The following is a 19,302-nucleotide window of genomic DNA, read 5'->3' as shown; positions in this document are numbered from 1 at the left end:
CCTTGTTCTACTCCTTTTGGCGTGCTACTTTTTGCCTGCTGTAACATAAGTTTACAATTTGCTACACTTTTTAGGCATCAGAAGCTTTTTGTTATTGGTGTGTTGGATTATTGTTGTAATGCGACTAGGCCTATTGGTCTAATCCTGGGTCGCGAAGTAGCCAATGAATAAGCTCGCAGCCTGCTGTGGGGATAACTCGATGAGTCATCCACAACGCTTGCGGCGATATAACGATAAAAGCAAATCTGAACCATCAACTTAATTTGGCATGCGAATTGGGAGGCCGGTATGGCCGCAGATCTATCTCTGAATTGGAATCTGGAAACGCTTAACAAGGCTTATCAGCAAGGATACATGGCGGGCGTCCTGGGTATGGAGCGGGTGAAATGTCCGTACCGTGGCGAAGTCGTTATCGCAGCCTGGGAAGCGGGCTGGGAGGACGGCGCCCAAGCCGGCGATAAGAAAGGGAAGGCGAGAACGGCCTGAACCTGTCGATCCGAAGGGTTGCGCCGACGTTGCTAGTGATGGCGACGTCGGAGTCCGGTGTTGAAGCGAATCAGCGTTGCACTACGAAGTTGGTGAACAGCAGATCCTCCGCCATTTTGCCTCCGGACTCTTCCTGCAGGAAATCTTGCAGCGCCTGTAACGCTTCGGCTCGCAACTGTTCCCGGCCATCATTCGAGCCCATCACCTTTTCCGTTTGACGACTGAACATCAACACCAGCAGGTTGCGTAGCGCTGGCATATGGTGTTCCACCGCCGTTGCCGCTGTGCGAGTGTTAACCCGTACGGACACGTCTATTTTCGCGAACTTGAGTTTACTGCTGGGACCGTCGTAATTAAGCACGAACGACGGCTTCAGATCGATATATTGCACCAGGTCATCCTGACCTTCCGCGTACGCGCCGGACGCCGTCGCCAGGGCGATGATCGCCAGCAGAGCAAGCAGACGGAAATCGCGCAGAAACGCGTGCTTAAATACCATGGAAGGCGTCCTCTTGATTAAACTTTGGTTATTTCGAGCCTAGACAAGGCCTTGGAGAGCGTCAAATGGTTTTCGCGTCTTGCAAGCAAAGTTTATTCTCAGCAAAATCGAAAGCCGTTTTGACAAGCTACCCTACCGGGAGAACAGGAGATCTCATGCCCGCATGGCTCACTAACCGAACGATTTACTTCCTGTGTTTTCTGGCGATCGCCGGATTAATGGGATTCGCTTTTTACCTGCAGTACGTGGAAGATCTCGAGCCTTGTCCATTGTGTATGGCGCAGCGCATCGCGTTCGTGCTGGCGGGATTGGTGTTTCTGGCGGCCGCGCTGCATAACCCCAAAAATATGGGAGCCACGGTTTACACGCTGCTGGGCTGGGTGACGACGCTGGGCGGCGCGGCGTTGGCGACGCGTCAGTTATGGTTGCAGAGCCTGCCGGCGGATCAGGTGCCTGCTTGCGGGCCCGGTTTAGAGTATATGTTACAGGCTTTTCCGTTCTCGGAAGTATTGACGATGATGCTGACTGGCACTGGCGAATGCGCTGAGGTGCAGTGGACGTTTTTGGGCTTGAGCATTCCAGGTTGGACGCTGATCGCCTTCATCGGATTTACCGCTGCCTGGGGCTTTACCTGGGTGCGCAGAGCGCGCTGATCGCGGTTTGGTAAAACATTGAAAAAGGAATTCGGTACGCTTGTTTAGCAAACGAGTGATCGCGTATAGTTGGAAGCCACTATTAAAAATACTTATAACACTAACGGCTAGCACAGATAGATAGAGATAAGGGTGAGGTCATGCTGGAAAATTGCCAAAACGCCAAAGAGCGATGGGGTGGCGTCAGTGAAATAATCGACCGCTGGCTTAAGGAAAGGCAAGACCTGATCGTGCGTTACTGCGATCTGGTCGGCAAGAGCAAGTTTGACGATGTGGAATCGGCGGTTAAAAACTTTAAGACGTTCTGTCAGGTGCTGTTGGATTATGTTTCCGCAGGCCACTTTGAGGTGTACGAGCAATTAATCGAAGAAGCCCGCGAGTTTAACGACGGCGGTATGGAGCTGGTGAAGGAGCTGTTTCCAAAGATTCAGTCCACCACTGAAGCGGCGCTGGACTATAACGACCGGTTTGATAAAACGCCGGAAGAATTGTCGGAGTTGAATGCGCTGTTGCCTGAGCTATCCAAACTGGGCGAACGCCTCGAAGAGCGCTTCGAACTGGAAGATATGCTGATCGAAAAGCTGCATAACGCGCACGCTGATCAAGTCGCCTGATCCGCGCCAAGTCATGAAAGCCGGTCGCCACAGGCGGTCGGCTTGTTCTAACCTGTTAATTTTCCACAAATAATTTTGCCTATCTCATAAGGTTGTCTAAACTTCCTTAATCAACCTTGAATTCAGTCTCAACCATCTGACTCAGTATGCGCGCCCCTAGGACTTACCTGTGGAAATCCCTGTCGCTGATTTTATCAGTCTGTTTGCTGCTTTCCGGCTGTGGCGGCAAAGGGCCTGAAAGTTCATTGAAGGTGGCGCAACAAGGGCTGCTCAGCGCGGGGCTCTCGGCTGACGCAGGCTATGCGTTGATCGGTTCGGTTCAGCATGGCGGCAGTTTGTGGGTGCTGGGCAAGAATGAACGGCTCTACAACTGGAATCATAAATCGGGAGAGTTCAGCACCATCCGTGCGGTGGCGATGGCGGACGACGCCAAGCTGGCCATTACTGCTGTGGATGCGGATCTGGTGGTTTGGAATGTGTCGGATGGTCACTCGCTCAACTTCTGGCGGGCGCCGGATAAAGTCTCCAACATCGCCATTGGCCCGAACGATAAATACGCGTTACTTGGCATGCGCAGTAACCAGGCGGTGTATTTTGACCTGCAAAAAGGCCAGTCCCGCTATGAGTTTCCTCACAAAGCGGAAGTGACGTCGGTGGATATTTCCGGTGATAACCGCTGGGCGATAACAGGGTCGGATGACCAGAGCGCGCGTTTGTGGCGATTGGACACGGGCGCATTGGTGCATACCTTTTCTCACTCCAACCAAGTAAAGACCGTCGCGCTTTCCAACGACGGCGCTTTGGCGTTCTCCGCGGCGCAGAGAGAGGACGCCGTTATCTGGGACGCCATCAGCGGCGACGCCAAAGCCAAGCTGTCCTATCGCTATGAGAACTTCACCAGCGCTCGATTTTCTGCGGACGGGCGTCGCTTGTTGCTAGGAACCTTCCGTGGAGATATCTACCTCGTAGACGCTGTGAATGGCAATGAAATCGGATACTGGTCCGCCAAGGCAAGGCGGATATGGGGCCCCGCAAGCAGCGGGGCGGTGTTGGACATGGCGTTCGCCGCTAATGGAGAGGTGATCGCCATAACGTCCGACGGCATGCTGGAGCGGTTTAAGCTCTAAGGCGGGTCACCTGACAAGGATGGATTGGACGCCTTTTACCACATCCTCCGGCTCAGCCCGCTTGGGAATTTCGATACCCTTTTGCGCAGCGGGTCGCGCGGCTATTTCCTGCACCCAACGAGTCAGGTGGAGAAAGTCAGCGATATCTACGCCAGACCAGTTATGCGTGCGTACCCAGGCCCAGTTGGCGATATCGGCGATGGAGTAGTCGCCCGCCAGGAATTGGTTCTCCGCCAAATGCCCATCCATTACGCCGAAAAGACGCTTTACTTCATTCTGATAGCGATCAATGGCGGGCTGCAGTTTTTCCGGGAAGTAGCGGAAGAATACGTTAGCCTGTCCCATCATGGGGCCAATGCCCCCCATCTGAAACATCAGCCACTGTAGCACCTGAGACCGCTTTTTCGCTTCCGTAGGGTAAAACTTGCCGGACTTTTCGCCCAGATAAACCAGGATGGCGCCGGACTCAAAGACGACAAAGTCATCGTTATCCCGGTCAACGATGGTAGGGATACGCCCGTTGGGGTTCAGCTTCAGGTATTCCGGCTGTTTCTGCACGCCGGAGCTCAAATCTATTGCGATCACATTGTAGGGAAGAGCCATCTCTTCCAGGGCGATGCTGATCTTATGCCCATTAGGGGTGGCAGCGGTATACAGGTCTATCATGAGGTTGCTCCTTATGCGTCGCTCACGCGGCGACGTTCGCTATTTAAGCTTTGCTGGACGGCCGCGCCGCGACTGAGTCATACCAGCGTTGCAAATGAGTGTGCTCCGGTTGAATTCGCTGCTGAATCACTTTGGCGAAGTCTACCGTACAGAATGCGCTGATATCGGCGATGCTGAAGTAATCACCGGCCAGATAGGCGTTATGCTCAAAATGGTTGTTCAACAGATTGAAAAACTTGCCTGACTTCTCGCGACATAGCTCGCCCCATTCGGGAACCTGACGCTTGAGTCCTTTGAAATAGTCGGACGTGTTCTGGAAACACATGCCGGTGGGAAACATGAAATAGAAGTCGCAGCGCCTGATCCACATCTCGACGATCGCTTTTTCTTTCGCGTCTCGCCCAAACAGCGGCGGCTCAGGTTGAATCTCTTCGAAGTAGCGGCAGATGGCGATGGACTCCGACAAATGGGAACCGTCGTCCAGCTCCAGTACCGGGAGCAATCCCAAGGCATTCTTCTGTTTAAACTCAGGGCTGTGCTGCTCTCCTTTCTGAATGTCGACTTCGACATACTCCATCGCAATGTCTTTTTCCGCCAGGAAAATTCTTACTCTACGAGGATTGGGCGCGATCCGTGCCTGATATATTTTCATTGTTTCGCCTTTTATTTTTGACTGATCGTTTAGAAATATAGATTTTTTCTAAATGTTCAGTCAAGAACTGTTTATAATACAGACAACCTTTGTTTGCTAATCCGCATAAGAGCCTGAGAAATCAGAAGAGATTAATGGGAAGACCTACCGCATTTGACCCACAAGAAAAACTGCATATCGCCATGAAGCTGTTCTGGCGGCAGGGTTTCGAAGCCACTTCATTACAGCAGTTATGTGACGAGCTGGAATTGAACCGCTTCAGCATTTACAACACCTTTGGCGATAAGCGCGCCCTGTTTCATTTAACGCTCGATCACTACTTGAATACGGTTATTCGACGTATCGCTGCGCCCTTATTGCATGACGACGCTGAGCTGGAAGCGGTTGTGGAGTATTTGGCGGGGTTGAGCGCTGGGCTTTGCAGCGAAGGCGGCCGGGTAGGCTGTTATGTTCAGAATGCGGGCTCTGAGATGGGAGGCGTGGACGATCTAGTGCAGAAAAAAGTAGATGACTGGCTGCGCCAACTGGAGATGTTATTAGCCCAGGCTTTGATCCGCGCGCAGCATAATAACGGCTTGCGTGGGGACATTGATGCGGAAGCCGCCGCCTGTTATCTGGTTAGCGTCACGCAAGGGCTTATTGCATTGCGTCGCACCTGCAGCAGACAGTGTCGGGTGGAGAACGCATTCAAATTCCTGATGCAGGAAGTAAGAGGATGGGCGGCATAGCGCCGCTTAATGTGGTTAATAATTGAACGCCTGTTCATGGGGTAAGCGGCGGGTGGAATTTGTTGGCGCAAGTTCAGTTAGCATTCAGGTTGACTGCATTAATCTGAACCCATCAGATAAGCGCAAGGAGATTCACTCATGAAAATCAAAACACTGGCCGTCGCGGCTCTTTCAGTTACCCTGGCCACACCGGCATTCGCCGGCGGTCGTCACCACCGCGGCGGTGCTGAATTCGATTACGCCAAAGTGGTGGACGTGGAGCCTATCACTAAATCCGTAGAACATCGCACGCCTCGCGAGTCCTGCTGGACTGAGCAGGTGCGTCACGACGCGCCGCGTCAGTCCTCCGACTCATATACTGGCACTATTCTTGGCGGCGTCATCGGCGGAGCCATCGGTAACGCGGTAGGGCACAAGAAACGCAATAAGCAGGTCGGAACCGCAGTAGGCGCGATACTGGGCGCGTCCATTGGACATGACATATCTAACCGGGGTTCAACATCTTATTCCGAGTCTTACTACACCAATGAAAGACGTTGTGAAACCACCTACGACGTGGAATATGTGCAGGAGACTATGGGATACTGGGTGACCTATAAGTATCAGGGACGCGAATACCGCACCCGCATGGACCAGTACCCGGGTGATCGCATTCGTATCAGAGTGACTGTGGAGCCCGCCTGATTGGTTGGCGGGCGGCCCTCTACGAGAAGCTGAACCATGACCAGAACATTGCTCTTAACATCCATTTTACTGACAGCCTGGCTACATACGCCGGCTGCGTTGGCCGCCCCGGCCTTCGGTTATTCACCCTCGCAAGCGGACACCTTGTTGCTGGCGGACGTGAGTGAGCAGGACGCCGCCAGTCTGGTGCGTCAGGTAAGTGGGGGACGAGTGCTGAAGGTCGAGTCCCAGGGCGATGTCTATCGGGTGAAAGTTTTGCTTCCTAACGGAGTGGTGAAAACCTACGTAGTTGAGCGCAGCTCGGGAAGAGTCAGCTGACAGAGCATCGCCTCCGATAAAGCGACAGGGTTTAGGAAGTTAGCGGGAATCAAGCATGCGAATACTATTGGTCGAAGACGAAGCGTTGTTACGTGGCCAATTACGGGACGAACTGGTTAAACATGGCTACGCCGTAGACACGGCGGAAGACGGCGAGGTCGCCGCTTATCTGGGTAAAGAAAACCCTTATGACCTTGCCGTCGTAGACCTGGGCTTGCCCAAACGCACCGGCCTGGAGGTGATCCAGGAGTGGCGCGGCATGGGCAAAGAGTTCCCCATTCTCATCCTTACCGCGCGCGGTCACTGGCAGGATAAAGTCAGTGGCCTGGAAGCCGGCGCTGACGATTATCTGGTGAAGCCTTTTCACGTCGCTGAATTGATGGCGCGGCTGGGCGCCTTACTGAGACGCTCTTCCGGGTTCAGCAGTCCAGTGATTCAAGCCGGTCCCATGACCCTGGATACCCGCGCCAAGCTGGTGCAAATCGACGGCACCGCTCTGGAGCTGACCGCCTATGAATACAACACGCTTGAATATCTGGTGCATCGCGCCGGTCAGGCCGTGTCCAAAACCGAATTGACGGAGCATTTGTACGCGCAGGATTTTGATCGTGACAGCAATGTCATAGAGGTTTTTATCGGTCGCTTGCGCAAAAAGCTGGACCCGGATGGGGTCAACAAACCGATTACCACCTTGCGCGGCCAGGGCTACCGGTTTAACTGGTCGCCACAGAAGACTGCCTGATCACTGTGCGGCGGCTCTCACTTCGCACCCGCTTCTGGCTGCTCACCCTGGTTATTCCCTTTTTTGTGGTATCGGCGGGTTGGGTGGTCTATGTCGCTTATCAGGAAAGTCTGGAGCGGGCGCATATCGACCGACTCAGCGCCCACCTTTATTTATTACTGGCGGCGGCGGAGCCTTCTGGCGACAGCCTGCAACTGCCGGACGAACTTCAGGAGAGTCGCTTTAATCAGGCCCAGTCGGGTCTGGTCGCCGTTGTGCGTAACAGCGACGGCTTTATCGTCTGGCAGTCCCGCTCCAGTCTGGGCCTCCCGCAGACTTTACCCTGGTTAGCGCCGGAGACTGAGCCGGGCCGGATTTCCCATCGTCGCGTAGACGCCAAACCGGGCTATCTGCAGGTGCAACTGCCCGCGTTGTTCGCGGTGGATAGCGGTCTCGTTGAAAACGGCTTTCGTCGCTATGTTTTTGAGGTTTGGCAGCAAGCGTCTTTGCTGGAACAGGAATCTCGTTCTTTCACCACCACGCTTTCTATCGGACTGGTGATTGTCACCATCGCCTTGTGCGCCATCGTTGCTTTGTTTCTGGGCTGGGCGTTGCGGCCTTTGCAAAACGTGACCAGAGAACTGGGGGCGATAGAAAAAGGCGAAATGGATACGCTGTCGGAAAACTACCCCAAAGAAATCGCCGCGCTGACTCACGCGCTGAATACTGTCCTGGATGTGGAGCGACGCCAACGGGAACGTTATCGCAATAGCCTTGGAGATCTGGCGCATAGTCTGAAGACGCCGCTGGCGGTGTTGCGCGGCGCCATTGAGATGAATGAAGAAGAGCGCCGGCGCACTTTGGGTGAGCAGGTGGCGCGTATGGATGACGTCGTGACTTACCAGCTCAAGCGAGCCAGCGCCGGGGGGGAGGGGGTCTGGCATAAACCGACGCCTATCCTGCCCCTGGTTAATCGCGTCACCTCCGTTTTACAGAAAGTCTATGCTGATCGAGGCATGTATTGTGAAATCAACGTGCCCGAAGATGTGGCGTTTCTCGCGGATGAAGCGGACTTGATGGAGATGCTGGGGAATCTGATTGATAACGCTTTTAAATACGGCGATGCGGAAGTGTCTATTCAAGGTTCTGGCGAAGTGGACGGTTTCGTGACGCTATCGATCAGCAATGATGGCCCCGGTATTCCCGAGCAAGACTGGGACAAAGCGCTACAGCGCGGCGTGCGCTTGGATAGCCGCCCGATTGGTCAGGGCATTGGGCTGTCCGTTGTGCGCGAACTGGTGGAAAGCTATCGTGGCGAACTGAAGCTGGCTTCGGGCGTCAGCGATGGCGTGACGATTGAAATGATCATGCCCGGGCGGGTTGTTAGTTGAGACGTTGATCGGCTATAACATGGCGGCGTAAACGGAATAATTAATGGTTGTATAGCTAGAATCAATCATGATTTTAGTTTTAATAAAATTTATTACTTATCGGGTTGGGCTTATCATCTTTTTAACCACTTTAAGTAATCAGGAAGGAGACGACCATGTCGGATATCAATATCGGATTAACTGAAAACGCCCGTCAGAATATCGCGCACTCATTGTCTAGGTTGCTGGCGGACAGCTACACCCTGTACCTGAAAACACAGAACTTTCACTGGAACGTCACCGGCCCCCGGTTTCAGGAAGTACATGCCCTGACGGAAATGCACTACACGGATTTGGCGGCCGCCATTGACGCTATCGCCGAACGTATTCGCGCATTGGGCGAATACGCTCCCGGTAGTTACTCCAGCTACCAGAAGCTGGCGACGCTGAAGGAAGAGGCCGGCGTGCCTGCGGCGAATGAGATGCTGGCGGTGCTGGCGAAAGACCACGAGCAGATTGCACGGAATATCCGCGAGGCGTTGCCAGCAGCTCAGGAGGCGACGGACGAAAGCTCTGCGTCGCTGCTTTCAGATCGCTTGAGCGTGCATGAGAAGACTGCCTGGATGTTGCGCAGCATGGTTTGATCGCACAGCTCCTCTCTCTGCTTCCAGTGAGAGGAGCCTCCCTCCCTCTTCCTACGCCCCATTCTCGTCCCCCCGGAAGGATAAATTTTCGTCTGACAGGTGATATTACTTAACGCCATATCATGGGCGGCTGTCTTGCGCTGAGCACTTTTGGCGGACGTCAGCCCGCGCCTTAGGTCGAGAATAAAAACGGGGAAGCACTCATGCAGTTGAACAAAGCGGCGGCGTTACTGTCGTTCAGCGTTTTAGTGGCCGGATGCAGCGGCGGCGGAGGCGGAAGCAGCCCAGGCGGCTCCACGCCCGCCGAACCCAGTTATCAGCCATACGCCTGTAATCAGGAAATTTACGAACAAGCCAAAGGATTACGCATCTATCAGGTGATGGTGGAGTCGTTTATTGACGGCGATCTGAACGCCAATTACGGCGCAGGCTATGGAAGCAGTCATCATCGTGGTGACTTGCAGGGAATTACCGACTCCCTGGACTACATCAAAAATCTGGGCATGAACGCTATCTGGTTGACCCCGGTGTTTCACAGCTCTCCCATCTCTGGGCAGGATGAATGGGCGGACCGCCTCGACGCGACGGGCTATTTCACCAGCGATTACTTTTCCATAGATCCTAATTTCGGCACGATGGCGCAAGCCAGGGAGCTGGTGGAGCAGGCGCACGCGCGAGGCATTTATGTCTTCTTTGACGGCGTCTTCGGGCATTTTAAGAGTAATGCCGGCGACTTCCCTTCACCACAGGGACTTGCGGTCAGCGCTAATGGCGTCGCCCAGGCGAGTACGGGGAGAGAAGCGGTTTATCCCAACGATTTGGATTTTTTCAAGGAAGTCGCCGCCTATTGGGTGAAAGGGTTGAAAATTGATGGATGGCGCTTGGATCAGGCTTACCAGGTTCCAACCGGCGCATGGGGAGAGATCCGCAAGTCTGTGGAAGACGCCTCCAAAAGCGTGACTTACACCATGAACGGAGAGCAGGTGAACCCGCTGGGATATATGGTGGGAGAAATCTGGAAAGGCGAGGCGGAAATCGCTGCGCAGGCGTACGGCTCTACAGCACAACCTGGTTTGTGCTCTTCTTTTGACTTCCCTATGCGCTATCGACTTGTCCAGGCGTTGGGAGTGGAGGAAAGCGGACATCACTCCGCCGCCGTTTCGACGCTCAAGGAAGGATACGGCACACAGGCGGTCTATCCGGCGCATGCGCTCCCCAACGGCTTTCTGACCAATCATGATCTGGTGCGTTTTGGCGACTTGCTGCAACGGGGCAAAATCGCCAACCCAGGGGAGGATCGTTATGCCGATCTACACAAAGCGGCCTACAGCTTCCTTGCCGCCTACACCGGCCCTATTACCTTGTACTACGGAGACGAAATAGGCGATGAAGTGGCCGGCTTCTCGGATCGCGTTGCATGCGAATCCGATAATGGCGCGGGCGCAAAAGCAGGTTTGTGCGATGATCATGTCTCGCGCTCCAGCGCCAAGGTGGAAGGTTTGCCTAGCGGGGAAGAGGGCGCGCTATTCGCGGCTGACGCGACACAAACGGCAATACGCGACTACATTCGCGACCTGATGGCGATGCGCGCCGCCCACCCAGCCCTGTACGCGGGGACGCGGGAGTCTGTTAATCATGGCCAGTCCGGCAAAGTCTATGTCGATCGCAAGCAGGCGGGTAGTGAAGTCGTGTTATATCTACTGAATATTACTGGCGATCCCGTCACTGTTGAGCTGGAAGGAACGACTGTGGGCAGTAATGGGAGCTTGAAAGATCTGATGAGCGCAGAGGACATCGCACTTCTGTCCGGTTACCACAGTATCCCGGTTGGGCCTTACAGTGCGCGCTTTATGCTGGTGACTGCGCCCACGCTCTAAACGATAAAGGCTTAATCTTTATCAGAAAGGAAAGGGTAAACCGGCGCGCATTGCGGTCCGGTTTACCCATTAGAGATTTTACTCTTCCAGGTAGGTGTAGCCGGTGAGGCCCGCCTTCAGCTCTTGCAGGTAGTCCTGCTTCTGCTGCTCCTGCAAATCCGACGCCGCCATTTTGTCTTCGAAGGCGCGCAATAATTGCTCCGGCTCGAAGTTAACATAGCGCAGCACTTTGTCGACTGTGTCTCCGCTGATGGGGTGTTGCAGAGACAGGTCGCCCTGCTCATCCAGGCAAACGTCTACGGAGTCGGTATCACCGAACAAATTGTGCATGTCGCCAAGAATTTCCTGATAAGCGCCCACCAGGAAAAAGCCGAGAAGGAAAGGTTGATCCTTTTCCGGCTCAGGAATCGGCAATGTGGTTTCAATGCCGTGGCTGTCCACGTATTGGTCTATGCGTCCGTCGGAGTCGCAGGTAATGTCCTGAATGACCCCGCGTCGTGTTGGACGCTTGTTCAGACCGCTTAGCGGGAGTATCGGGAAGATCTGGTCAATGCCCCAGATATCCGGCAGAGACTGGAACAGGGAAAAATTCACGAACAGTTTGTCCGCCAGCTTCTCGTTCAACTCGTCATAAATTTCCCGGTGCGCGCGGATTTCAGGCTGCAGATGCTCGCGAATATACAGGCACAACGCCTGATAAATAGTCTCGGCCTGCGCCCGGTCGTCCAGGCTCAGTACGCCATGGATAAACAGCGTTTGCGCTTCCTGCAGGGCATGCGCCGCGTCATGGTAAATCTCGATGACGGAACGGCGGTTGTTGCGATCCTTCAGCGCCTCTAAGTCTTGCCATAAGTCGCGGACCACAGACGGAGAGTCCGCAGTCGGCTGTTTGACCGCATCTGGCTGCGCAACGCTTTCTCTGTCGATAACATCGGTAATCAACACAGCGTGATGTGCGGTGATGGCGCGACCTGACTCGGTAATTACGTTGGGATGAGGGATGCCTTCGCGGTCGCACTCTTCTTTGATCGTACGCAGAACGTGAAAGGCGTACTCATGCACGCTGTAGTTAACCGAACAGGCGCTGCGGGAGCGGGTGCCTTCATAGTCAATGCCCAGACCACCGCCGACGTCGACGATTTTTACGTCAGCGCCCTGGCGGCGAAGCTCGCCATAAAAACGCGCGCACTCACGCAATCCTGTCTGAATATCCCGGATATTGGCGATCTGTGACCCCAGGTGGAAGTGCAGTAACTGTAGAGATTCCAGTGCGTTGGCCTGTTTCAGCGTGTCCAGCACCTGCAGGATCTGCACGGAAGACAGGCCGAATTTCGACTTCTCGCCGCCGGTATTCTGCCAGTTGCCTTTGCCGATAGAGGCCAGACGGGCGCGTACGCCAATTCGCGGCGTTACGCCCATGTTACGGCTTTCTTCCATCACGTAAGTCAGTTCGTTCAGCTTTTCAACGACGATGTAGACCTTGTAGCCCATCTGCTGGCCCAGCAAGGCGAGACGAATGAACTCACGGTCTTTGTAGCCATTACAGACAATAGTGGCGCCGGGGTTGCTCATGGCCAGGACGGCGATCAGCTCCGGCTTGCTGCCAGCTTCCAGGCCGATCTGGCCATTGGCGGCGGCGGGTTGCGCAGCGACGATTTCTTCAATGACGCGGCGTTGCTGGTTCACTTTGACCGGATAGACCGCGGTATAGCGACCTGAATAGGCCAGCTGTTCGGCGGCGCGGTTAAACGCCTCGCATAAATGGTTGACCCTGTGATGCAGAATATCCGCAAAACGCACCAATACCGGCAACCCAAGATTGGCGGCGCGGACTTGTGTGGCGAGCGCTTTCAGACTGACGCTGGCGTTATGTTCTGAACCTTTGGGGCGGATGATAACGTCGCCATCGGCGTCAACATCTATATAACCATCTCCCCAGAAAGGGATGTTGTAGGTGGACAGTGCGTGATCGCGGGTCCAATCTTCCATCAATGCGTCTCCTCGGCAATATGCCCCCGGATAAAGTGTTAAGGTTATCGTCAAGGGCCGGCATTTTAAAGCAAGCGGAATCCTTAGCGTTAATAAGTTATGGGCTTTGTATTGCTCTGCGTTTCCTGGCTATCTGGAAACGCTGGCGAATCCCAAAATAATGCTGTGATCTTCGCGCCTTACGCCTACAATATGCTGCTTTAGCCGCAGGCGCATCGCGCCGACAATAATTAACAGAATCATTGGGAGAACATAATGAGCGAGCAGATCCCCGGGTGGTTTACCGAAATCTTTCAGGACCAGGGCACCGGGTTTTCCCTCAAAGTAAAAAGTAAACTGCACGAAGAGCAGAGCCAGTATCAAAAGATTGAAATCTTTGAGACGGAAACCTTCGGTAATCTGATGGTGTTGGACGGTTGCGTCATGTTGACTGACCGTGACAATTTCCTCTACCACGAAATGATGACCCACCCCGCGCTGTTTACTCATCAGGCGCCGAAGAAAGTCGTAATTGTTGGCGGCGGCGATTGCGGCACATTGAAGGAAGTGCTCAAACACCCTGGCGTTGAAGAAGCCTGGCAAGTTGAAATTGACGAGCGCGTCACCCGCGTCGCAGAGAAGTATTTTCCTGACCTGTGCATCGCTAACAGCGACCCGCGCGCCAACTTCTTCTTCGGCGACGGCATCAAGTGGATCGCCGATGCGCCGCTGGAGTCCATCGACCTGATTATCGTCGACTCCACCGACCCGGTCGGACCAGCAGAAGGTCTGTTCGCCGTTGATTTCTACCGCAACTGTTTCATGGCGTTGCGCGAGGGCGGCATGATCGTGCAGCAGACGGAATCCCCTTTATTGCACACGTCGAGCATCATCAAGAAAGTGCATGAAGATATGCGTCAGGCTGGTTTTGACGGAGTCAGAACGCTGCCGTTCCCGCAGCCTGTGTATCCTACCGGCTGGTGGAGCTGCACCATGGCGGGTAAAGGTAAGAAGCTGGAATTCTTCCGTGAAGAAGATGCGGCTGAGCGTCCTTTCGTCACTCGCTATTACAATGCGGAAGTGCATAAAGCCGCCTTGGCCCTGCCTGAATTCATGAAGAATGAACTTGACTTAGATTAGTCCGAACGTTTATTTCTATACATCTGTATTTTAATGCTTAAGGCCAGATACCATAAGGGAATCCGGCCTTCCGAAAAGGGTGCGAACCTACCTTTGTCCAATAGACGTACTTTTTTCGGGCGCACTAACATGCAAACCATAACTCCTGTCAAGAAACGGCAATACAGCCGGTATATGGTTGGCAGGCTATTGGACGTGATATAGAAATCGGAGTTAACTGCGTGCACGCAATAGCAGAAAACCATGGAGTGAAAGCTTCATATACGAAAGAAGAACTTCAAGCCTGCGGACAGGGACGGTTATTTGGCGAAGGCGCTGCGAAACTTCCCGTAGACCAGATGTTGATGGTCGACCGGGTGTCTCAAATCTCCGCAGAAGGCGGAGCATACGGTCACGGGGTCGTGCGTGCGCAGTTGGATATCAATCCGGATCTGTGGTTTTTCAAATGTCATTTCGTCGGCGATCCGGTCATGCCAGGTTGCCTCGGACTGGACGCCATGTGGCAGCTGGTAGGCTTTTTCCTGGCGTGGAAAGGTCACAAAGGATTGGGCCGGGCGCTGGGGGTCGGCGAGGTTAAGTTCACCGGTCAGGTGTTGCCGTCCGCAAAATCCGTCGAGTATGTTCTCGATATCAAAAGAGTAATCGCTCGTAAGTTAATTATGGCCTTGGCTGATGGAACCGTGTATGTCGACGGTAAAGCCATTTATACTGCCAAGGATTTACGAGTGGGCTTGTTTGACCCCGCCGCTATGAGCGGTGCGGAAATCAAATAAGTTATCCTTTGCAAATGTAAGAGGTTTCTGAATGAAACGCGCCGTCATAACCGGAATGGGAATCGTATCCTGCTTGGGCAACTCCAAAGAGGAGGTGGCTGAGTCACTGAAAGCTGGCCGCTCAGGCATTCGGTTTAACGAAAGCTACAAAGAAGCGGGCTTGAGAAGTCAGGTCAGTGGCAGCGTCCAGATCGATTTCGCTGAACACATCGACCGCAAGCATCTGCGCTTCATGGGCGACGCGGCAGCGTACGCCTATATCGCTATGAATCAGGCCATCACAGACGCCAAGATAGACGAAGAGCTGTTGAGCAGCACTCGCACCGGCATCGTGATGGGCTCTGGCGGAGCCTCCACCAGTAACGTCGTCGAATCCGTCGATATTCTGCGTGAGAAAGGCGTCAAGCGTGTGGGACCTTATCGCGTACCCCGCACCATGAACAGTTCTGTAAACGCCTGTTTGTCCACCGCGTTCAAAATTCGCGGCGTTAACTACTCCATTACTTCCGCTTGCGCGACCGCCGCTCACTGTATCGGTCACGCCTGGGAACAAATTCAGTTGGGCAAGCAAGACGTCGTATTCGCTGGCGGCGGTGAAGAAGAGCATTGGAGCCTGGCGGTTCTATTCGACGCTATGGGCGCGTTGTCCAGCAAGTACAACGACGACCCTTCCCGCGCTTCACGTCCATACTGCTCCACCCGTGATGGCTTTGTCATCGCTGGCGGCGGCGCGGTTGTCGTCGTAGAAGAGCTGGAGCATGCGCTGCGTCGCGGCGCGCCGATCTACGCTGAGTTGGTGGGCTACGGCGCCACTTCCGATGGCGAAGACATGGTGGCTCCATCTGGAGAAGGCGCTGTACGCTGTATCCATCAGGCGCTGTCTACCGTAAACACGCCAGTGGATTACGTCAATACTCACGGCACCAGTACGCCAGTCGGCGATATTATTGAGTTGAAAGCGGTAAAAGAAGCCTTTGGCGACAACCTGCCGCGCATCAGTTCTACTAAATCACTGTCCGGCCACTCTTTGGGCGTTGCTGGCGTACACGAAGCAATCTACTGCTTGTTGATGATGGAAGGCGGTTTCATCGCGCCATCTCGTCACATTGAGGCGCTGGACGAGAGAGCCGCTGGCTTCCCGATCGTGACCGAGCCTACCGATGCGGAACTGAATACCGTTCTGAGCAACAGCTTTGGTTTCGGTGGCACCAACGCCTGTCTGGCTTTCAGCAAATACAAAGGCTGATCCAGTTCTGCGTGTCTAGTCCTGAAATAGGTTTCAACTATATTCAGGACGGGACAGCGAAAGAATAAAAAGCCTGCGCCTGGCGCGGGCTTTTTTATGCCTGTTTTCTGGTATTTTCATCTAACCCGGTTGGCATCTCCTTGATTGTGATGTAAAAAACATCACGCGCATAGCAGAGATACAAATAGAAGATGTTGGTCACAGTTCGAATCTGTGCAGGATGCTTATGTTTGCTATGCTGTTAGTTAAGCGTCATCCATTCAATTTCTAAAGGGTCTCATGCGGAAAGGTTCTCTATTTCTGGCGGGTGTTCTTTTTGCCTGCGGTGTCGGCGCGGAACAGGCGCAAACTTCGCTGGCGTTGTCTGAATCCGCATATATGGCTCCCCTGGTGGATAAAGTTCAGGTAAAGAAAGCGTCCAGACTTTTGATTCTATTGAAAGAAGGGAAGCCTTTGCGGGTGTATCCGATCGCTTTGGGCGATAAGCCGCTGGGACATAAACAGTTCGAAGGGGATGAGCGAACGCCTGAAGGCACTTACTCTCTTGATTGGCGTAACCCTAACAGCGCGTTTCACAAGTCCATTCACGTCTCTTATCCAAATGATCAGGACGTTGAATTCGCGAAGAGCCAGGGGCGCGAGCCGGGCGGGATGATTATGATCCATGGCTGGCCCAATGGTTTCAATCATGACCGTGACAGTATCTGGCTTTACGAGTTTGATTGGACGGATGGATGTATCGCCGTCAACAATCAGGCGATGGATGAGATCTGGTCTTTGGTGCCGGACGGCACGCCTATTGAAATTCTGCCGTAGGTCAGCGCACGGCCATTAACCGTGCTTCAGCTTCAACGCTAACACGGTGGACGCCAGCGCTAATGTCAGAGTATTAGCGATAATAATCGGCCACGCTACCATCATGATCCCATAAAGCAGCCACAGAAAGACGCCCAACGTGAAAATGCTATACATGCCGAGCGAGATGCCGGATGTGTTTTTCGTTTTCAACGTTTGTCTGACCTGAGGCAGGAACGCCAGTGTGGTGAGAAGCGCCGCCAGTGTGCCGATGATGGATGCTAACATCTTATTAACCCTATAGAATTGCGCGCATTTTAATCACGCTGTCCAGCAGCGTAACTAGGGGAAAATATGTACGCCCCGTCGTTATGGATGGGGGCGCAGACTTCTAATAACACCGTATCCTGCTCACACGAAAAAGGGCCGCCAAATGGCAGCCCTCTTTGAAGCCGATTTGAGAGATCAGTCGCGGGTGAATTCAGGATAGGCTTCCATCCCACATTCCGCCAGATCTACGCCTTCGTACTCTTCTTCTTCGCTGACGCGGATGCCCATGATCACTTTAATCAGGCCCCACACCACCAAGCTGGTTGCGAATACCCATACGAAGATGGTGAGCGCGCCAGCTAGCTGAGCCATGAAGCTAACGTCAGTTGTGAAGGGAACCACCAGAAGTCCCAGTAGACCGCAAGCGCCGTGTACAGAAATCGCGCCAACAGGATCGTCGATTTTCAGTTTGTCCAGGGTCACGATGGAGAATACAACCAGCACGCCAGCCACTACGCCAATCAGTGATGAGGCGACGGGAGAGGGTGCGTCTGGATTAGCAGTGATCGCCACCAGACCTGCCAGGGCGCCGTTGAGAAGCATGGTCAGGTCCGCTTTGCCGAACAGCAGACGGGCGGTGATCAGGGCTGCTATCGCGCCAGTAGCCGCTGCCGCGTTAGTGTTCAGGAATACGATAGCCACGGAGTTGGCGTTGCCGATATCGCCTAGTTTCAGTACGGAGCCGCCGTTGAAGCCGAACCAGCCCATCCACAGGATGAAAGTGCCCAGTGTCGCCAAAGGCAGGTTGGCGCCAGGAATAGCGTTAACCTGTCCGTTAGGGCCATATTTGCCTTTACGTGGGCCAAGCAGCAATACGCCAGCCAGAGCCGCCGCCGCACCGGCCAAGTGAACAATGCCGGAACCGGCGAAGTCTTTGAAGCCCATATCGCCCAGGCTGTACAGACCAAATACGGCGTTACCGCCCCAAGTCCAAGAACCTTCCATCGGATAGATAAATGCAGTCATCACCACGGCGAAAGCCAGGAACGCCCACAGTTTCATTCGCTCGGCGACGGCGCCGGACACGATGGACATGGCGGTCGCCACAAATACGACCTGGAAGAAGAAGTCAGAAGCGCCGGAATAGATAGCGCCTCCTGTGAAGCCGCCTTCGCGCTCAGCGAATGACTTCAGGGTGTCATCGACATAGGTCTCGCCGGGCATGATAGCGCTTAGGAAATATCCGCCGCTGCCATACATGATTTCATAGCCGCAGATCAGATACATGATGCAGGCGATGGCGTAGAGCGCGACGTTTTTGGTAAGAATTTCAGTGGTGTTTTTGGCGCGCACCAACCCGGATTCCAACATGGCGAAACCGGCGGCCATCCACATGACCAATGCGCCCATCACAAGAAAATAGAAGGTATCTAATGCATATTGTAAGTGAAAAACATTGTTTTCCATGAAAAGCCCTCCGCACTAGGCTTGTCAGTTACCAGTTGTTGTTAGTTTTGGTTAAATCGCGTCTGTACCAGTCTCGCCGGTCCTTATGCGGATGGCTTGTTGCAGATCCACCACAAAAATTTTGCCGTCGCCGATTTTGCCGGTGTTGGCGGCTTTGGTGATGGCTTCTACGACTTGATCGAGCAAGTCATCGCCGATAGCGACTTCGATTTTCACCTTGGGGAGAAAGTCGACGACATACTCTGCGCCACGGTACAGCTCTGTGTGGCCCTTCTGACGACCGAACCCTTTTACTTCGGTCACGGTTACGCCCTGAACGCCAATCTCGGAGAGTGCTTCACGCACATCATCCAGCTTGAATGGCTTGATAATGGCAGTTACCAGTTTCATTTTTTTCTCCTTTGTATCTACCCGCCTGTTATAGAAATCGCACAATCAGCAAGCTCAACCACGCACAAAAATATGTGCGGAATTTGTGCGTGATGTAGCATCTGCTGTGCCAATGATAAAAAATTTATTTAAAACAGTTAACTAGATGAATATTTCTTACCTTGTGGAAAAGTCAGGGCACAATTATAGCGCAGCACGCCCCTGTTTGAGGTTA

At 53.7% G+C, this 19,302-nt stretch carries 22 protein-coding genes; 15 read left to right on the top strand and 7 right to left on the bottom strand.

All coding sequences use genetic code 11. The features are described from left to right. Positions 1 to 288: 288 nt before the first annotated feature. A complete protein-coding gene (gene rmf / locus EUZ85_RS30620) occupies positions 289 to 486 on the top strand; it encodes a ribosome modulation factor (protein WP_011400118.1) in 198 nt (65 codons plus the stop codon). A gap of 70 nt (positions 487 to 556) precedes the next feature. Here the strand turns inward: rmf and EUZ85_RS30615 are convergent, their stop codons facing one another. Continuing rightward, the gene (locus EUZ85_RS30615; protein ID WP_127973861.1) at positions 557 to 985 is read right to left on the bottom strand and encodes a flagellar basal body-associated FliL family protein; all 429 of its coding nucleotides are present in this window, start codon (positions 983 to 985) and stop codon (positions 557 to 559) included. A gap of 155 nt (positions 986 to 1,140) precedes the next feature. Between EUZ85_RS30615 and EUZ85_RS30610 the strand changes: the two genes are divergently transcribed. The 3 genes from EUZ85_RS30610 to EUZ85_RS30600 all read left to right on the top strand — a co-directional run bounded on the left by EUZ85_RS30610 (position 1,141) and on the right by EUZ85_RS30600 (position 3,379). After that, positions 1,141 to 1,638, top strand: a complete 498-nt coding sequence (locus EUZ85_RS30610; protein WP_127973860.1) for a disulfide bond formation protein B — start codon at positions 1,141 to 1,143, stop codon at positions 1,636 to 1,638. Positions 1,639 to 1,778: 140 nt separating this feature from the next. Continuing rightward, positions 1,779 to 2,252 (top strand): sigma D regulator, encoded by a 474-nt coding sequence (gene rsd / locus EUZ85_RS30605; protein WP_127973859.1) that lies wholly within the window; start codon positions 1,779 to 1,781, stop codon positions 2,250 to 2,252. 146 nt (positions 2,253 to 2,398) lie between these two features. Further along, the gene (locus EUZ85_RS30600) at positions 2,399 to 3,379 is read left to right on the top strand and encodes a WD40 repeat domain-containing protein (protein ID WP_127973858.1); all 981 of its coding nucleotides are present in this window, start codon (positions 2,399 to 2,401) and stop codon (positions 3,377 to 3,379) included. 6 nt (positions 3,380 to 3,385) lie between these two features. Here the strand turns inward: EUZ85_RS30600 and EUZ85_RS30595 are convergent, their stop codons facing one another. Together EUZ85_RS30595 and EUZ85_RS30590 are read right to left on the bottom strand one after the other, a co-directional pair. Then, positions 3,386 to 4,045: a glutathione S-transferase family protein gene (locus EUZ85_RS30595; RefSeq protein WP_127973857.1), complete on the bottom strand. Its 660-nt coding sequence runs from the start codon at positions 4,043 to 4,045 to the stop codon at positions 3,386 to 3,388. 43 nt (positions 4,046 to 4,088) lie between these two features. Next, positions 4,089 to 4,697 (bottom strand): glutathione S-transferase family protein, encoded by a 609-nt coding sequence (locus EUZ85_RS30590; RefSeq protein WP_127973856.1) that lies wholly within the window; start codon positions 4,695 to 4,697, stop codon positions 4,089 to 4,091. A 134-nt stretch (positions 4,698 to 4,831) separates the two neighbouring features. Between EUZ85_RS30590 and EUZ85_RS30585 the strand changes: the two genes are divergently transcribed. The 7 genes from EUZ85_RS30585 to EUZ85_RS30555 all read left to right on the top strand — a co-directional run bounded on the left by EUZ85_RS30585 (position 4,832) and on the right by EUZ85_RS30555 (position 11,039). Further along, the gene (locus EUZ85_RS30585) at positions 4,832 to 5,425 is read left to right on the top strand and encodes a TetR/AcrR family transcriptional regulator (RefSeq protein WP_127973855.1); all 594 of its coding nucleotides are present in this window, start codon (positions 4,832 to 4,834) and stop codon (positions 5,423 to 5,425) included. 138 nt (positions 5,426 to 5,563) lie between these two features. Beyond that, positions 5,564 to 6,109, top strand: a complete 546-nt coding sequence (locus tag EUZ85_RS30580; RefSeq protein WP_127973854.1) for a glycine zipper 2TM domain-containing protein — start codon at positions 5,564 to 5,566, stop codon at positions 6,107 to 6,109. Between the two features lie 36 nt (positions 6,110 to 6,145). Then, positions 6,146 to 6,427, top strand: a complete 282-nt coding sequence (locus tag EUZ85_RS30575; RefSeq protein ID WP_011400108.1) for a PepSY domain-containing protein — start codon at positions 6,146 to 6,148, stop codon at positions 6,425 to 6,427. Between the two features lie 55 nt (positions 6,428 to 6,482). Next, positions 6,483 to 7,169: a response regulator transcription factor gene (locus tag EUZ85_RS30570; protein WP_127973853.1), complete on the top strand. Its 687-nt coding sequence runs from the start codon at positions 6,483 to 6,485 to the stop codon at positions 7,167 to 7,169. Positions 7,170 to 7,174: 5 nt separating this feature from the next. Then, on the top strand, positions 7,175 to 8,539 hold the full coding sequence (locus EUZ85_RS30565; RefSeq protein ID WP_127973852.1) for an ATP-binding protein: 1,365 nt from the start codon (positions 7,175 to 7,177) through the stop codon (positions 8,537 to 8,539). A 155-nt stretch (positions 8,540 to 8,694) separates the two neighbouring features. Then, positions 8,695 to 9,162 (top strand): Dps family protein, encoded by a 468-nt coding sequence (locus EUZ85_RS30560; protein WP_127973851.1) that lies wholly within the window; start codon positions 8,695 to 8,697, stop codon positions 9,160 to 9,162. Between the two features lie 203 nt (positions 9,163 to 9,365). Continuing rightward, positions 9,366 to 11,039, top strand: a complete 1,674-nt coding sequence (locus EUZ85_RS30555; RefSeq protein ID WP_127973850.1) for an alpha-amylase family protein — start codon at positions 9,366 to 9,368, stop codon at positions 11,037 to 11,039. Between the two features lie 78 nt (positions 11,040 to 11,117). Here the strand turns inward: EUZ85_RS30555 and speA are convergent, their stop codons facing one another. Next, on the bottom strand, positions 11,118 to 13,028 hold the full coding sequence (gene speA / locus EUZ85_RS30550) for a biosynthetic arginine decarboxylase (RefSeq protein WP_127973849.1): 1,911 nt from the start codon (positions 13,026 to 13,028) through the stop codon (positions 11,118 to 11,120). 255 nt (positions 13,029 to 13,283) lie between these two features. Here speA and speE point away from each other — a divergent pair, with 255 nt between their 5' ends. From speE to EUZ85_RS30530, 4 genes are all read left to right on the top strand, one after another. Then, positions 13,284 to 14,147: a polyamine aminopropyltransferase gene (gene speE, locus EUZ85_RS30545; RefSeq protein WP_127973848.1), complete on the top strand. Its 864-nt coding sequence runs from the start codon at positions 13,284 to 13,286 to the stop codon at positions 14,145 to 14,147. A gap of 221 nt (positions 14,148 to 14,368) precedes the next feature. Next, positions 14,369 to 14,920 (top strand): bifunctional 3-hydroxydecanoyl-ACP dehydratase/trans-2-decenoyl-ACP isomerase, encoded by a 552-nt coding sequence (fabA, locus tag EUZ85_RS30540; protein ID WP_127973847.1) that lies wholly within the window; start codon positions 14,369 to 14,371, stop codon positions 14,918 to 14,920. A 31-nt stretch (positions 14,921 to 14,951) separates the two neighbouring features. Continuing rightward, positions 14,952 to 16,166, top strand: a complete 1,215-nt coding sequence (gene fabB / locus EUZ85_RS30535) for a beta-ketoacyl-ACP synthase I (RefSeq protein ID WP_127973846.1) — start codon at positions 14,952 to 14,954, stop codon at positions 16,164 to 16,166. A 279-nt stretch (positions 16,167 to 16,445) separates the two neighbouring features. Continuing rightward, the gene (locus EUZ85_RS30530; protein WP_127973845.1) at positions 16,446 to 16,982 is read left to right on the top strand and encodes a murein L,D-transpeptidase family protein; all 537 of its coding nucleotides are present in this window, start codon (positions 16,446 to 16,448) and stop codon (positions 16,980 to 16,982) included. Between the two features lie 15 nt (positions 16,983 to 16,997). Here the strand turns inward: EUZ85_RS30530 and EUZ85_RS30525 are convergent, their stop codons facing one another. From EUZ85_RS30525 to glnK, 3 genes are all read right to left on the bottom strand, one after another. Beyond that, the gene (locus tag EUZ85_RS30525) at positions 16,998 to 17,249 is read right to left on the bottom strand and encodes a SemiSWEET transporter (RefSeq protein ID WP_127973844.1); all 252 of its coding nucleotides are present in this window, start codon (positions 17,247 to 17,249) and stop codon (positions 16,998 to 17,000) included. A 177-nt stretch (positions 17,250 to 17,426) separates the two neighbouring features. Continuing rightward, positions 17,427 to 18,698, bottom strand: coding sequence for an ammonium transporter (locus EUZ85_RS30520; protein ID WP_127973843.1), 1,272 nt, complete (start codon positions 18,696 to 18,698; stop codon positions 17,427 to 17,429). Positions 18,699 to 18,749: 51 nt separating this feature from the next. Continuing rightward, positions 18,750 to 19,088 carry a P-II family nitrogen regulator gene (gene glnK, locus EUZ85_RS30515; protein ID WP_011400096.1) on the bottom strand — a complete coding sequence of 113 codons (339 nt, stop codon included), beginning with the start codon at positions 19,086 to 19,088 and terminating at the stop codon, positions 18,750 to 18,752. Positions 19,089 to 19,302 lie beyond the last annotated feature (214 nt).

The sequence above is a fragment of the Hahella sp. KA22 genome (assembly GCF_004135205.1).
Lineage (GTDB): Bacteria > Pseudomonadota > Gammaproteobacteria > Pseudomonadales > Oleiphilaceae > Hahella.
This window is presented reverse-complemented; position numbering and strand designations above follow the sequence as displayed.